At 41.9% G+C, this 14771-nt stretch carries 13 protein-coding genes and 1 pseudogene; 10 read left to right on the forward strand and 4 right to left on the reverse strand.

The window, feature by feature from the left end:
• Positions 1 to 2 precede the first annotated feature (2 nt).
• Entirely contained in the window at positions 3 to 446 is a 444-nt protein-coding gene (locus BANA01_RS21750; RefSeq protein WP_063254732.1) for a cytochrome C, read from the reverse strand.
• A 232-nt stretch (positions 447 to 678) separates the two neighbouring features.
• Between BANA01_RS21750 and BANA01_RS21755 the strand changes: the two genes are divergently transcribed.
• On the forward strand, positions 679 to 1422 hold the full coding sequence (locus BANA01_RS21755) for a Crp/Fnr family transcriptional regulator (RefSeq protein ID WP_063254733.1): 744 nt from the start codon (positions 679 to 681) through the stop codon (positions 1420 to 1422).
• A gap of 540 nt (positions 1423 to 1962) precedes the next feature.
• On the opposite strand, the gene bshB2 is transcribed toward BANA01_RS21755, so the two are convergent.
• The 3 genes from bshB2 to pdxK form a co-directional block, all read right to left on the reverse strand.
• Entirely contained in the window at positions 1963 to 2634 is a 672-nt protein-coding gene (gene bshB2 / locus BANA01_RS21760; RefSeq protein WP_063254734.1) for a bacillithiol biosynthesis deacetylase BshB2, read from the reverse strand.
• A 19-nt stretch (positions 2635 to 2653) separates the two neighbouring features.
• Positions 2654 to 3004, reverse strand: a complete 351-nt coding sequence (locus tag BANA01_RS21765; protein WP_063254735.1) for a YojF family protein — start codon at positions 3002 to 3004, stop codon at positions 2654 to 2656.
• Between the two features lie 149 nt (positions 3005 to 3153).
• Positions 3154 to 3981 carry a pyridoxine/pyridoxal/pyridoxamine kinase gene (gene pdxK, locus BANA01_RS21770; RefSeq protein ID WP_063254736.1) on the reverse strand — a complete coding sequence of 276 codons (828 nt, stop codon included), beginning with the start codon at positions 3979 to 3981 and terminating at the stop codon, positions 3154 to 3156.
• A 466-nt stretch (positions 3982 to 4447) separates the two neighbouring features.
• Here pdxK and fdhD point away from each other — a divergent pair, with 466 nt between their 5' ends.
• From fdhD to BANA01_RS21815, 9 genes and pseudogenes are all read left to right on the forward strand, one after another.
• A complete protein-coding gene (fdhD, locus tag BANA01_RS21775) occupies positions 4448 to 5209 on the forward strand; it encodes a formate dehydrogenase accessory sulfurtransferase FdhD (protein ID WP_063254737.1) in 762 nt (253 codons plus the stop codon).
• A gap of 73 nt (positions 5210 to 5282) precedes the next feature.
• A complete protein-coding gene (locus BANA01_RS30835; RefSeq protein ID WP_063254738.1) occupies positions 5283 to 5855 on the forward strand; it encodes a twin-arginine translocation signal domain-containing protein in 573 nt (190 codons plus the stop codon).
• A gap of 12 nt (positions 5856 to 5867) precedes the next feature.
• Positions 5868 to 8264 (forward strand): annotated as a pseudogene (gene fdnG, locus BANA01_RS21785) (formate dehydrogenase-N subunit alpha); the annotation flags it as partial.
• Positions 8265 to 8266: 2 nt separating this feature from the next.
• Positions 8267 to 9097 (forward strand): 4Fe-4S dicluster domain-containing protein, encoded by an 831-nt coding sequence (locus BANA01_RS21790; protein ID WP_063254740.1) that lies wholly within the window; start codon positions 8267 to 8269, stop codon positions 9095 to 9097.
• Positions 9090 to 9827: a formate dehydrogenase subunit gamma gene (locus BANA01_RS21795; RefSeq protein WP_063254741.1), complete on the forward strand. Its 738-nt coding sequence runs from the start codon at positions 9090 to 9092 to the stop codon at positions 9825 to 9827. The genes BANA01_RS21790 and BANA01_RS21795 overlap by 8 nt, the downstream gene beginning before the upstream one ends.
• A gap of 330 nt (positions 9828 to 10157) precedes the next feature.
• Positions 10158 to 10967 (forward strand): formate dehydrogenase accessory protein FdhE, encoded by an 810-nt coding sequence (locus BANA01_RS21800; protein WP_063254742.1) that lies wholly within the window; start codon positions 10158 to 10160, stop codon positions 10965 to 10967.
• 15 nt (positions 10968 to 10982) lie between these two features.
• A complete protein-coding gene (gene mobA, locus BANA01_RS21805) occupies positions 10983 to 11594 on the forward strand; it encodes a molybdenum cofactor guanylyltransferase (protein WP_063254743.1) in 612 nt (203 codons plus the stop codon).
• 6 nt (positions 11595 to 11600) lie between these two features.
• On the forward strand, positions 11601 to 12833 hold the full coding sequence (locus BANA01_RS21810; protein WP_063254744.1) for a molybdopterin molybdotransferase MoeA: 1233 nt from the start codon (positions 11601 to 11603) through the stop codon (positions 12831 to 12833).
• Between the two features lie 13 nt (positions 12834 to 12846).
• Positions 12847 to 14769 carry a molybdopterin biosynthesis protein gene (locus BANA01_RS21815; protein WP_063254745.1) on the forward strand — a complete coding sequence of 641 codons (1923 nt, stop codon included), beginning with the start codon at positions 12847 to 12849 and terminating at the stop codon, positions 14767 to 14769.
• Positions 14770 to 14771: the final 2 nt, after the last annotated feature.

Below are 14771 nucleotides of genomic sequence, written 5' to 3' on the forward strand. Positions count from 1 at the left end.
TTTTATTTTTCAGAAGCTTGTTTCAACATATCTAGCACTTGTGTGCGTTCTTCATCTGTTAATGGATTGCCGCCGATTACGCTAGACATAACCGCAGAAGTTGGTTCTTTTAAGAACTCTTCAATCGGCTTGCCATGCTTGCCTTCAACCTCAGTAAAGGCTTTGGAAAGATCTGGCCCCGTGGCCCCGCCTTTTAAGCCCAGTTTATCAACAGCGTGGCAGCCGAGACAGCCCTTGCTGTTAAGAATGTTATTGGCATCAACAGTAGCTGTTTCCGTCTTTGTTTCTTCCTTTTGGTCCTCTGTTGCGGCTTTTTCCTCGGTTGGCTCTGTTTGAGCAACTTGGGGCTGTTTATCAGAAGCTCCCATAATAACACCAAACACCAAGTAACCAAGACCAAAACCAATTACAATGCTGACTGCAAAGCTGATAATTGCCTTTTTCATACTTCCCCCTCCTTCTGTCTATTCAACAACTTCATCCTAATCGGATTTCAAGCGTGAATTTGTGATGAACCTCACTGTTTTTTATATACTCTTGAACGTTTTGTGAAGAAGCTTGATATGTAAGTGTTTTAAAAATTGAACGTTTTGTGAAGATAATCACTTCGAGCTGCAATTTTTTTTACTACAATGGGAAGTAACAAATAAGTGAAACTTTAAGGAGAGGAGGGCAAAAATGAATCCCGTACATGCTTTAGAGGAACAGCCTTTAGGAAGAGTAAGAGCGTTGAAACTCGAAGACTTCCTGCGGAAAATTGTGATTTTTAAGGATTTATCGGCGAAATCCCTTCATCTTATCGCAAATCGTATTCAGACGTTAACGGTTAAAAAAGGAGTACAAGTGATTTGTGAGAATGACGCGGCCAAAGGGGTGTTTTTTATCCAAGCTGGAGCCGTAAAGCTGACGAAACAAGATGAAAGTGGAAATGAGATCATCGTTTGTATGAAGCAAAAGGGCGATGTGTTTGCGGAGGCTTGTCTATTTTCAAAGACTTCAGAGCTGTATCCAGCCACCGCCACCATGCTCCAAGATGGACAGCTTTTCTATTTGGATAAAATGGAATTAGAGAAAGGGCTTCATGAATATCCGGAGCTTGCTGTTCAAATGATTCAATACATGAGTGATTCGCTGCGCGAGATGACCTCAACATTAAGGGACGTAGCGTTGTTAGATGTTTATGCGAAGACAGTGAAGACGTTAGAACGGTTAGGGAATAAATTTAATACCTCTACATCAAGATGGAACATTGAGATACCCTTGACGATTCAGGAGTTTGCAACCGTGGTGGGGACAACGAGGGAAAGTGTAAGCCGGGTATTCTCGAAATTGAAAAAAGAGGAAATCATCGAAATGAAATCAAGGAAAATCATTATTCTTGATATGTGCCGGCTTTGTGCACTGATGAATCATTCCTATTAAAATAAACCCTTCGTCCATGTTTTTGTTGGGCGAAGGGTTTGTTTGTGAAGAGATGGCTTTTGAGGACAAAACTCAGATGAGCTGATTGAGATATGTCCTCAATAAGGACTCTTGGGGACAAAACTTAGATGATCCAGTAGAGATATGTCCTCAATAAGCAGTCTTGGGGACAAAACTAAGCTGATCCAGTAAAGATTTGTCCTCAATAAGGGCTCTTGGGAACAAAACCCAGGTGAGTCAGTAGAGATTTGTCCTCAATAAGGACTATTGGGGACAAATCTTAGATGAGTCAGTAGAGATATGTCCTCAATAAGGACTCTTGGGGACAAATCTTAGATGAGTCAGTAGAGATATGTCCTCAATAAGCAGTCTTGGGGACAAATCTCAGGTGAGCTGATAGAGATATGTCCTCAATAAGGACTCTTGGGGACAAAACTCAGATGAGTTAGTAGAGATATGTCCTCAATTAGCAGTCTTGAGGACATATCTCTCATGAGTCAGCCTGAAATTGTCTTCAATAAGTATTTTTAGTGAAGAGAGTTATTTTTCAAATTTATACGTCCAGAATCGTTCATTATTGATCCATACCATCATTTGCGGATCTTGGTTTTTCAGCTTCTCCGTCACGTCGCCAAACATTTGCTCTGTTTGGGAACGATGTGCTTGGATCGCAGCAAGTTTTTTATCCGCAACGGCACTAATATTATGGACAATGTCGGCCTCACCGAGCTCCTCGACACAATTGTTTGAAAAAGCCACACAATGCAGTGTAGGTCTTGCGTCCGCGGGAAGTTTTTCTACTGCTCTGACAACGGCCGCACCGGTGGCGTCATGGTCAGGGTGAACAGAGTAGCCTGGATAAAAAGTAATGATTAATGATGGATTTACTTCATTTATGATTGACAACATTGCATTTGCAAGTTTTTCGTCGTCTTCAAACTCAACTGTTTTATCACGGTATCCTAACATCCGCAAATCCTGGATACCTAATGCCGCTGCAGCAGCCTTAAGTTCTTCTTTTCTAATTTTCGGGAGATTTTCACGGTTGGTAAAAGGGGGATTCCCCATATTCCTTCCCATCTCGCCCAAGGTTAAACAAGCATAGGTGACAGGAGTACCATTCTGTACATGAGTGGCGATGGTTCCTGACACTCCAAATGCTTCATCATCCGGATGTGGAAAGATGACTAATACATGACGTTCTTTTTCCATAATAGGCTGCTCCTTTCCTTTACTCAAACGGTGTAGCACTGATTTCAAGAGCTACCGCGAGTTTTCCTTTGTTATCATGACCAGCTAGCAGCAAACGGTTTTGCTCATCTACTTCGAAATGAGTGAGACCTTCCGCGTAAATCCAGCCAAGGTTTATTTTTAAGCCAACACGATAGGGGTCGTTTCCGGTGATTTTCCCAATTTCGTATCGAACCAATGCGTTGCGGATATAGGCACCTGCTGAAAAGAAAGTTTGATCGTGATGAGATGCATAGGCACCATTTGTTGTTTCCAAGTGAATGTATACATCCTGGTTCGCGTATGCGTTAATCGCTTCTTGAACCTGGCGATGATTCTTAATCGGTTCCATAATTCTATCTCCTTTCTCTATGCAAGGTATGTAATCAAAACAAGTGTATTTAATAATGTAACTATCATACTAAAATCACATTAAAAAAGCGAAATCCTTGCTTTAAAAAACCAGAGTCGAACCCAAGGTCCGACTCTGTTTTTTTTCCATTAGCAATCTGTGCAGTATTCCGTTTTAGCACCGCGGTAGGCACCATGCCAAGTAGGTCCGACAAATTCATTTAAGCGGAAGCCTTGGCTGATGGCAGCTGAAATGAAGTCTTTTGCCACCTCGACCGCTTCAACAACAGAACTGCCTTTAGCAAGCTCTGCTGTAATAGCAGACGAGAAGGTACAGCCTGCTCCGTGTGTAAAGTTTGTTTCCACCTTCTCAGATTCAAATACAGTAAAGTTTTTGCCATCGTATAGAAGGTCAATGGACTTTTCTTCTGTTAAAAGCTTGCTTCCGCCTTTAATGACAACATACTTTGCACCTAAATCATGTATTTTAATGGCAGCTTCTTTCATCTGCTCTAATGTTTTAACCGGACCAGTTTGAGCTAATTGGCCTGCTTCGAACAGGTTCGGTGTCACAACTAACGCACGCGGTAATAATAGCTCGCGCATAGCGTCGGTCGTTTCTGGATTTAAGACTTCATCCTCACCCTTACAAACCATAACAGGATCGATTACGACCGTTTCTAATTTATGTTCATCAATGACTTTTGCCACTAACTCAATAATCTCGACAGTACCAAGCATACCTGTTTTCATTGCGTCAATTCCTACAGATAAGACAGTATCAATTTGCGGTTTTAATGTCTCAACGGAGATTGGAAAAACACTATGGTGCCAATCCTTTGGATCCATCGTTACGATAGTGGTCAGGGCGGTCATCCCATAAACACCTAACTCTTGGAATGTTTTTATATCGGCCTGAATCCCTGCACCCCCGCTTGTATCTGAACCAGCGATTGTCATAACCTTTTTGATTGTCATATGTACTCCTCCTAAAACGAGTTGGTGAATCTCACTATTCCTATTATAAAACAAACATGAAAATATAGTAGAAATTTTACAATCACTCTGATTTTGTCGGAAACATGACAATTTACCGTTTTTACCCTAATTATATAGTTTTATGTGATAAATCTTACTTCAGAGAAAAAGGGCTCATCGTACGATAGTACTAAAGACACAAATCTTTAAATGCAATCGCTTACAATATGGTGATTTTATGGTGCTAAAGAAACTGGCTTGGACAAAGATTCGAAAATTCGACACAAAATCGACCGAAATTCGTCAAAGCCTAAGAATTTAGCGACTGACATTTATTATAAATTTAGTATAGATAGCCTAATTCATATTGGTTTTGCTATTCATTGTGACAAATGTCGCTGAGAAGGCTAGGTAACATCATTACAATTGAAACGCCATGAAGGTATTCCTGAAAGGAGGGAAAACAATGTATCGCAAAGGATGTCCTGATGAATACCCCATTACCTTGATTTTAAATGGGTATGAAATTGCCGTATTCCAACTAACGAAACATGATTTAGAGGATTGGGCCTATGGTTATTTGTTTTCTGAAGGATTTATTCACGGATCGAGTGATGTCGGTTCCATTAGTATAAATGATGAAATGGGCAGCATACATGTTTCACTTCTGAATGGTTTTAATGAAGAAGAGTTGTTTACGAAGAAGAAGCACTATACAGCAGGCTGCGGCCGCGGAGTTACATTTTTCTCAATGACAGACGTGAAAAATTTTCAAAAAGTATCTTCTCTGCACAGCTATAAATTGAGTTATTTATTAAAAAAACAGAGTGAATTTGCTCGAAATTCTCCGTTTTACTTGGAAACTGGCGGCATGCATGGAGCCTGTATTGTAGATAAAGCAGGCAATATCACCGTCCGGGAAGACATTGGGCGGCACAATGCAGTCGATAAGATCATTGGCCACACCATACGAATGGGTTTGCAGCCTGAAAGGTTAGTTTTATTAACAACCGGACGGGTTTCATATGAAATGCTCTCCAAAGCAGCAAAATTTGGCTTTCCTGTTATTGGTTCACGAACAGCAGCCACCAAACAGGCTGTTCAACTGGCTAAATATTTAAATATCGAGGTAATTGGCTATTTACGAGGGAAAATGGCTAATATTTATACCTCAACAGGCCGAGTTCAAAATGATGTAGTGGAGGAACCCGCTGTAGAGATGCATTGAAAGGGGGAATAAACAAGGTAAGTAATTAGAGAAAAAGGGATGTTCTATTCAATTCTGGGAAGGAGATAGAAAAATGGTTGAAATCAACTTAAACCGCCGGCAATTCTTGAAGTTGTCAGGAGCAACTGCGGCAACATTGGCTGTTGTTGAATTAGGCTTTGATACAAAAAAAGCCCATGCAGCAACTAAAGAATTTAAAATTGCCAAATCAACTGTAACACCAACCATTTGCTGCTTTTGCGGCGTTGGCTGTGGAATTTTAGTCCATACAAAGGACAACACAGTGGTTTATACGGAAGGGGATCCGGATAACCCAATTAACGAAGGTAAGCTATGCAGCAAGGGTACTACTATTAGACAATTATATACCTCTGAAAAACGAGTAAAGAAACCGCTTTATCGCGCACCAGGCAGCAATAAGTGGGTAGAAAAAGACTGGGAATGGATGTATGAAACCATTGCCAAACGTGTAAAAGAAACACGTGACAAAACATTTGTAGCCACAGAAAACGGCTTAACTGTAAATAAGACCGAGGCAATTGCAAGCCTTGGCGGAGCAGCTCTTGATAATGAAGAGTGTTACCTGCTTGCAAAAATGATGAGAGGGCTTGGTGTTACCTATTTAGAGCACCAGGCACGAATATGACATAGTTCTACGGTTGCCGGTCTGGCACCTTCATTTGGTCGTGGAGCAATGACTAACCATTGGAATGATCTGCAGTATACTGATTGTGCATTGATTATGGGCGCAAATCCTGCTGAAAACCATCCAATCAGCTTTAGATGGTTAACAAAGGCGAAGGAAAAGGGAGGAAAAATTGTTTCTGTTGACCCGCGTTTCACAAGAACGTCGTCAATGGCTGACATTTATGCTCCACTTCGTTCCGGAACGGATATTCCGTTTATGGGCGGGATGATTAAGCATGCCCTTGATAATAATCTTTACCACAAAGAGTATGTTGCTAAATATACTAACGCAAGCTTTATCGTAAAGGATAGCTTTACATTCGAAGACGGTCTATTCTCAGGCTATGACGAATCAAAACGTGCCTATGATAAAACGAAATGGGCATGGGAAACAGCAGAAGACGGAAAGCCGGTAAAGGATGAAACCTTACAACATCCGCGTTCCGTGTTCCAATTAATGAAAAAACACTACTCACGTTATGATGTGGATACTGTTTCAAAAGTAACCGGAACACCAAAAGAAGACTTATTAAAAGTTTATGAAGCGTTCTGTGAAACTGGCCAGGTTGGTAAATCTGGAACCATTATGTATGCAATGGGAACAACCCAGCATACCGTTGGAACACAAAACGTTCGTGCTTTCGCCATTATACAAATGCTGCTTGGAAATATCGGGATGCCTGGCGGCGGAATTAATGCTATGCGCGGTGAATCAAACGTTCAAGGATCAACGGACTTCGCTTTATTGTATGACACAATTCCTGGCTATTTAACAGCACCTAAGGCAATTCCAGAGCATGCTACACTTGCAGCATATAACGCAAAAGAAACACCTCCAACAGGCTACCAAAGCAATAAGCCAAAATTTGTTGCCAGCCTATTAAAAGCTTGGTATGGTCCGAATGCAACGGCAGCCAATGAATTTGGCTATCAATATCTGCCAAAAGGCAATAAAAACTACTCACATATTAATTTGTTTAAGGCTATGTATGAAGGCACATTAGAAGGAGCTTTCCTTTTCGGAACAAACCCTGTAGTAGGCGGTCCGAATGCTGGAAAAGAAAAAGAATCTCTAAGCAATCTGAAATGGTTAGTAGCGGTTGACCTTTGGGAAACAGAAACATCTGCATTCTGGCAAGAATCTGCTGGCAGCAACCCAGCCAAGATTAATACAGAGGTGTTCTTCCTCCCAGCATGTTCTTCTTATGAAAAAGAAGGAAGTATCTCAAACAGCGGCCGCTGGATGCAGTACCGTTGGCAGGCTATTAAACCATTAGGCGAATCAAAACCAGACATAGAGATCATTCATGAGCTTGCAACTAGAATTAAAGGTCTTTATAAAAATGAAGCTGGTCCTCAAGCTGCTCCAATCAATGCTCTTTATTGGAATTATGGTGAAGGTCACCATCCAGATATCGACCTTGTATGTAAGGAAATCAATGGTTATGACGTTAATACAGGTAAACAGGTGGCTGGCTTTGCTGCTCTTAAAGATGACGGCTCGACATGTTCTGGGAACTGGATTTATTCAGGCTTCTATCCTGAAGAAGGAAAGAACCGTTCAAAAAACCGTGACAATAAAGATACAGGCATGAGCAATTACTTGAACTGGGCATTCTCATGGCCAGCAAACCGCCGTATTATCTATAACCGTGCTTCAGCCGATCCAAGCGGTAAGCCTTGGAGTAAGGATAAAGCTGTTATCTGGTGGGATGACCTCCAAGCGAAATGGGTCGGTAATGATGTACCAGACTTTGTCCCAACGAAAGCACCAACAGATCCAACAGGAACGGATCCATTTATCATGAACAAAGATGGAGTAGGTTTACTGTATGCACCAACATTGAATGATGGTCCGTTCCCTGAGCATTACGAGCCATTTGAAAGCCCAATTCCGAATGCTTTCTCAAGTCAGGAGTTAAACCCGGCTGCTGTAGTAATTGAGGGTGACTTCAATAAGCGAGGTTTTAAGGCAGATTATCCAATTGTTGCAACAACTTACCGGGTAAGTGAGCACTGGCAATCTGGAACGATGACTCGTAACCAAGAATGGTTATCAGAACTTGTACCTCATATGTATATCGAAATGAGCGAAGAGCTAGCAAAAGAAAAAGGCATTAAAAATAAAGACGAAGTCATTGTAACCTCAGCTCGCGGCGAGGTAAAGGCTTATGCAATGGTGACGAAGCGCTTTAAGCCTCATAAGATTAATGGAAAAAATGTTCACCAAATCGGAATGCCATGGCATTTTGGTTACAAAGGTATTGCAACTGGGGAAACAGCTAATCGCCTGACACCTCATATCGGGGATGCAAATACAACCATTCCTGAATATAAGGCATTCCTCTGCGACGTAAGGAGGGCCTAACAATGGCAACTGAATATGTAAAATTTGTCGATGTAACCAAATGTGATGGCTGTCGTGCTTGTATGGTTGCCTGTAAAAACTGGAATGACCTTCCAGCGGAACCGCAGGATTTCCTCGGAAGCGCTCAATCACATGTAAAAACAACAGCTGATACTTGGAATGTATTGCAATATATCGAGCATGAGAACTCAAAGGGCGGTCTCGATTATCTATTCCGTCACTCCGCATGCTTCCATTGTACGGACGCTGCCTGTGAAAAAGTGTGTCCAGAAAATGCGATCAGCTACACTGAATTTGGTACAGTTGTGATTGATCATGAGAAATGTGTTGGATGTGGCTACTGCGTAAATAACTGTCCATTTGAAGTTATTTCCCTTAAGGAATATGTAGATAAAAATGGTGATAAATACCGTAAAGCAAATAAATGTACAATGTGTACAGATCGTTTGGAAGAAGGCTTGCAGCCAGCATGTGTAACAACTTGTCACACTGGGGCCATGGAGTTTGGCGACAAAGCTGCCATGATCAAGAAGGCAGAAGAGCGTGTGAAGCAAATTAAAGACCGTTATCCGAATGCAATGGTCTATAATCCGCAAGGTGTTGGCGGCACTCATACGGTTTATGTTCTTGCTGAAAAGCCATCTGTTTATGGATTACCTGAAAACCCTAAAGTGCCTACATCTGCGGTTGTTTGGAAGGATTATGCACAGCCAATTGGTAAAATGATGATTGGTGCAACTACGATGGCAGTGGTTGGAGCATTTATTACCAACAAGATTTTCAGTAAAAAAACGAATGGTCATGACGAAGACGGAGGTGAAAGCCATGAGTAAACCTCAAAAGTCGACAGTAAAAGTAAAACGTTTTTCCAAGGCATTTGTCTGGGCGCATGCAGTGAACGCAATTTCGTTCTTTGCTCTTTATATCACGGCGCTTCCAATGTATACGGAGTTTTTTGACTGGTTATATCCCGTTCTTGGCGGACCAGAGGGAGCACGTCTCCTTCACCGGATTTTCGCGGTTGCTTTTGTAATGCCAACGTTTATCTGGGTAATCTTTGACTTCAAAGGCTTTAAACTTTGGATGAAAGAACTGGTTACCTGGAAAAAGAGAGATATCGCATTCTTTGGTAACTTTGTGAAAGAATTATTTGGTCTCAGGTTCGATCATGTAAGACAAACTTTCTTTAACGCGGGTGAAAAAATCAACTCGCTAATTCAAATTTTTACGGCGATTTTGATTATTGGTTCAGGTATTCCAATGTGGTTCTCTGAATATTTCCCAAGAGCACTTGTTCAATGGGGATATTTATTACACAACGTAGGCTTCGGTCTGGCTATTGCAGTAGTTGTGGGACATGTTTACTTGAGTGTTGTACACAAAAACTCACGACCAGGCTATTCCGGTGTTGTTACTGGAGAAGTACCAGCATGGTGGGCGAAAGAGCACTATGAAGAATGGTATGAAGAAGAAGTTAAAAAGGGTAACTTCCCTGACATTGATGCGAATGGCAATCCAAAAAAACCAACTAGTCCTAACAAAAATAAGAAAAAAGGCGCGTAAAACCGAAAAGCGGAAGCGCCTTGCCCAGGGGCGACAGGCATAAGACGAGCCGGCGAGAAGGTTGCTCTTTAACCTTCTTGACGGATTGTCGGAAATGTGGAGGCGACTGCCCTGGGACGAAGGCATAAGACGAACCCTGCAAGAAGGCGCTCTTTGCCTTCTTCAGGGGGCGGCTTATGACTCGAGTCCCAAGGAGCCGAAACTAGACAAGCTTATGACCCCGAGCCACTAGGCGCTGTAGCTAGACACAGCCATAGAACGAATAAACTGAAATGGCTGTCTGTAACAGGACAGCCATTGCTTTATAAATTATAAAAGAGGTGCACAACGATGAAAAAATCCGTTGTTTCAAAAGAATATCTGAATTTACAGAAGGAAATTATAGCACTTCAGGAGAATTGGAAAGAGAGGATTAATCCAGAATCGATTATTCCTAATCTAGATGCGGGAGCAATATCAGCAGGAGTGCCTGCAGCGGCATTAACGTCTATTAATTTTGAAATTTCACTATTCTTACAGTGGATAGAGGAGATAAATGAACTATTAACAAAAAATAACGCTGAATTGGAACCAAAGCTTTCAGTAGTTCTGAGTCTATTAGACGAAGAAACAGCCATTCGCTGGATTGATGAGGCCTTTTCGTTTAACAGTGTTTATTTTGCTAGGTTTGCTGAAGATAATGGATTAGAAGAGTGGATTCCGCAATTTCTTGCAGAAACGGCGCTTCGACCATATTTGCAGGTAACCGCAGAAAAAATACAGCACGAAATTACTCATGCTGTTCCTGGTTCCGGATGTCCAATTTGCGGTGAACCTGCACGACTTGCAGTTTTAGAGGATGAAGGAAAAAAAGTGATGACCTGTCCGCGCTGTCTTGCACATTGGAATGCAAAAAGGGTTGAATGTGCACACTGTGGTAATGATGACCATAAAACCATTCAGTTCTTGACCATTGAGGGCGATGCTTCCTCTCAAATCCAGGTTTGCGACAAGTGTACAGGATATATTAAAGTGATAGATACAAGACAATATCTCAGCAAGCCATCCGCTTCCATGCTGGACCTAAATACCATTCACCTAGACTTTGTGGCCCAAGAACAAGGTTACCAAGCAGTTGGGCAGATAAAACAAACAAATTAAGAAGGTGCGCTATTCATGAAGGCTGCGGCTATTATTTTATCAGGTGGAAAATCTAGTAGAATGGGTACGAACAAGGCTCTCTTAAAACTGAATGAGAAAACAACAATAGAAAGAATGGTTGATATTCTTAAAGTCTATTTTGATGACATCATCCTTGTAACCAATGATATGGAAACGTATCAGTCCTTAGGGGTAAAAATGGTGTCCGATCACTATCCTGGAAAGGGACCGCTGGCGGGCTTTCATGCCGGCTTATTGGCCACTGACTATGATGTGAATTTCATTGTAGCCTGTGATATGCCGTTTATTTCTGGTGAGCTTGCTTCGACACTTGTAAAAAAAATGGACCATTATGATGCTGTAGTGCCAGTTGTAAATGGAAAAATGCAAACCCTTTGTGCGGTTTTTCAACAAAAGACGGTCAAGAAAATTGAAGAATGTATTGAAAATGGACGTCTTCCGATTAAACATCTGCTTGAACATGTAAATGTCCTGTATGTAACGGAAAAAGATCTAGAAGTTGATAGCAACATTGATTTGGAGCGTGTCTTTTTCAATATGAATCACCCGCATGAGTATGAGGACGCTAAAAAGTGGCTTGAAGCTGATGATGCAGGAAGGATGTAAGGCACAGTGCAATTTTTAAAAGTAAAGACAGTTGAAGAAACCTTTGCAATGATCGAAGAACAAATTCCATCTATAAAAGATACCGAGGAGCGCTCACTTGAAGAGGCTCTCCATTATATAACTGCGGCGTGCGTCACCGCGAAAGAAAATGTCCCTAGTTTTGACCGCTCAACCGTTGATGGATATGCTGTTAAAGCAAAAGACACATATGGTACATCTGATTCTATGCCGGGTTTTTTAACGGTGGTGGGAGAAGTCAGAATGGGTGAGTCTGCCCTGATTTCTGTTGGTCAAGGCGAGGCAGTATATGTCCCAACAGGAGGGATGATTCCTCCGGGCAGTGACAGTGTAATCATGATTGAACACTGTGAAGACCATGATGGTCTGTTAAACACCTACAAGCCAGTGGCACCTGGTGAAAATATTATTCGTGCAGGTGAAGATATCCGTGAAGGGGAACTTCTTCTTCCAGAAGGGACCATGCTTAGACCTCAGGAGTTAGGCGCGATTGCCTCGCTTGGAATTAGTCATGTTACGGTCTATCGTAAATTAAAGGTTGGTTATCTATCATCTGGTGACGAAATTGTACCCTATCAAACAGAAAAACTTGCAGAAGGGCAAATCCGGGATATCAATTTTTTAACGATTGCAGGACTCGCTAAACAATGGAATATCGAGGTTGTATATGGTGGAATCGTAAAAGATGACTATCAGGAATTTCAGAAAAAAGCTCAAGGCCTATATGATGAAGTGGACTGCTTAATTCTTTCAGGGGGAAGCTCAGTCGGTGCCAAGGATTACACCACAGATGTGATTCAATCCCTAGGTTCACCAGGCGTTTTTGTTCATGGTATTTCAATCAAACCTGGAAAGCCTACGATTCTTGCCATGGCAAATGGAAAACCTGTCATTGGCCTGCCTGGCCACCCGGCTTCAGCGATGATCATTTTCATGCTTTTTGGTGAAAAAATTCTACGAAAATTAAAAGGCGAAAAGATAGATAAGACACCTGATCGCATTTTTGCAAGGATTACGAAGAATATTCCTTCAGCACCAGGACGGTCCGATTATATACGGGTCCGGTTGGTTGAGAAAGAAGGAGAATGGTGGGCAGAGCCTATCATTGGGAAATCAGGTTTAATTACAACACTAGTAAAAAGTGATGGAATTGTTGAGATTAGTTCAGAAAAAGAGGGAATTTCACAGGGAGACTATGTTCCTGTGATGGCAACACGATGAGGGGGATAAGAATATGGACCAGAAACACTATAAACGGAAAATATATTTAGAGGACAAACCCCGATCGGAAGCAAAGCGAGAAATTCTCGAGAACTTTCAACTGCCCCTTGAAAAAGAAATGATCCCAACAAGTGACGCCCTTGGACGTGTGACGGCTGAGCCAATCTTTGCAAATGTCTCCATGCCTCACTACCATGCCTCCGCAATGGATGGTATTGCGGTTATTGCAGAAAAAACATATACCGCTCATGAACAGAATCCATTACGGCTTAAGCTGGGGAAGGACTTTTCCATTGTGGATACAGGAAATGCCATTCCTGCTCCGTATAATGCCGTCATTATGATTGAACATGTCGATATGATTGATGAGGAAACGATTGAAATCATTGAGCCGGCAACACCTTGGCAGCATATTCGCCCAATCGGCGAGGATATTGTCCAGGAGGAAATGCTGTTTCCACAGGGACATATATTAAGACCTGCAGATTTAGGCGTTCTATTAGCAAGTCAGCAGCTCCATATTCCGGTCATCAAAAAACCAGTTGTCACGATTATCCCAACAGGGAATGAGCTTGTTGAGGCAGACACTCAGCTTTCATCAGGAAATATTATTGAATTTAATGGAACAGTATTTGCGAATTTTGTAAAAGAATGGGGCGGGGAGCCTAGACTTAACAGGATTGTGAAGGATGACCCTGAAAAAATTAAGTCAGTCTTGCTGGAAGCTGCCGAAACCTCTGATATTATCGTTATTAACGCTGGATCTTCAGCAGGTTCAAAGGATTATACGGTTCATATCATTGCTGAAATTGGTACCGTCTTTACCCATGGTGTGGCCGCAAGACCTGGAAAACCTGTTATTTTAGGGGAAATAAATGAAAAGATTGTTGTAGGTGTTCCAGGTTATCCTGTTTCAGCCTATTTAGCATTAGAGTGGTTTGTCCGCCCGTTAATTTGCAAGTATTTGCAGATACCTGAGCCCAAAAGACAAACGGTAACAGTCAAGCTTGGCCGCCGGATTGTTTCGAGTATGGGTGCTGAGGACTTTGTACGAATGAATATCGGCTATGTGAATGGACAGTTTGTCGCCAATCCACTGACAAGAGCAGCAGGTGTAACGATGTCCTATGTTCGAGCAGATGGCCTTCTTGTCGTACCAGCCAACGTAATTGGCTATGAACAAGGTGAGTTTGCTGAGGTGGAGCTTTTAAGACCGCTTGAGGAAATTAAAAACGCGATTATGTTTTCTGGAAGTCACGATTTAACCATTGACCTTTTATCCTCTCAGTTAAAAAGAGTCCGCGCTGATATGAAAATAGTTTCCTCCCATGTTGGCAGTATGGCAGGAATAATGGCGATTCGAAAAGGAGAGGCCCATGTAGCGGGCATTCATTTGCTTGACCCCAATACAAAGCAATATAATATTTCATATGTTAAGAAAATAGCAGCTGGATTGGATGTTGTACTCTATCCATTTTTAAAAAGAAAGCAAGGATGGATTTTACCCAAGGGAAACCCGCTTGGTATTGAAACAGTAGCAGATATAGTTGAGAAAAAAGCGATTTTCGTCAACCGTCAAAAAGGTGCAGGCACGAGAATCCTCCTCGATATGCTGTTAGAGGAAAACGGTATTTCATCAGAAGAAATGATCGGCTACGACCGTGAAATGTTTTCACATCTAGCAGTAGCGGCAGAGGTAAATGGAGACAGCCATGGAGCCGGCTTAGGAATCTTTCCAGCGGCAAAAGCGATGAACCTGGACTTTGTTCCCGTTGCAGACGAAGAGTATGATTTACTGATGACGAGGAGCTTCTATGAAAGTGAAAGCGGAAAACTGTTAATAGAGATTATTCAATCACCAATTTTTAAACAGCAGGTCGAAAAGATTGGCGGATATGAAGTGGTAGAAAATGCAGAGCCAAAGAAATTGGTCTGAAG

Origin of the sequence: Neobacillus niacini NBRC 15566 (genome assembly GCF_001591505.1) — a bacterium.
Lineage (GTDB): Bacteria > Bacillota > Bacilli > Bacillales > Cytobacillaceae > Neobacillus > Neobacillus niacini.

Bases quoted from the DNA above. Each gene is read 5' to 3' on its own strand.
- BANA01_RS21750 (WP_063254732.1), bottom strand. From the start codon at position 446: ATGAAAAAGGCAATTATCAGCTTTGCAGTCAGCATTGTAATTGGTTTT.
- BANA01_RS21755 (WP_063254733.1), top strand. From the start codon at position 679: ATGAATCCCGTACATGCTTTAGAGGAACAGCCTTTAGGAAGAGTAAGA.
- bshB2 (WP_063254734.1), bottom strand. From the start codon at position 2,634: ATGGAAAAAGAACGTCATGTATTAGTCATCTTTCCACATCCGGATGAT.
- BANA01_RS21765 (WP_063254735.1), bottom strand. From the start codon at position 3,004: ATGGAACCGATTAAGAATCATCGCCAGGTTCAAGAAGCGATTAACGCA.
- pdxK (WP_063254736.1), bottom strand. From the start codon at position 3,981: ATGACAATCAAAAAGGTTATGACAATCGCTGGTTCAGATACAAGCGGG.
- fdhD (WP_063254737.1), top strand. From the start codon at position 4,448: ATGTATCGCAAAGGATGTCCTGATGAATACCCCATTACCTTGATTTTA.
- BANA01_RS30835 (WP_063254738.1), top strand. From the start codon at position 5,283: ATGGTTGAAATCAACTTAAACCGCCGGCAATTCTTGAAGTTGTCAGGA.
- BANA01_RS21790 (WP_063254740.1), top strand. From the start codon at position 8,267: ATGGCAACTGAATATGTAAAATTTGTCGATGTAACCAAATGTGATGGC.
- BANA01_RS21795 (WP_063254741.1), top strand. From the start codon at position 9,090: ATGAGTAAACCTCAAAAGTCGACAGTAAAAGTAAAACGTTTTTCCAAG.
- BANA01_RS21800 (WP_063254742.1), top strand. From the start codon at position 10,158: ATGAAAAAATCCGTTGTTTCAAAAGAATATCTGAATTTACAGAAGGAA.
- mobA (WP_063254743.1), top strand. From the start codon at position 10,983: ATGAAGGCTGCGGCTATTATTTTATCAGGTGGAAAATCTAGTAGAATG.
- BANA01_RS21815 (WP_063254745.1), top strand. From the start codon at position 12,847: ATGGACCAGAAACACTATAAACGGAAAATATATTTAGAGGACAAACCC.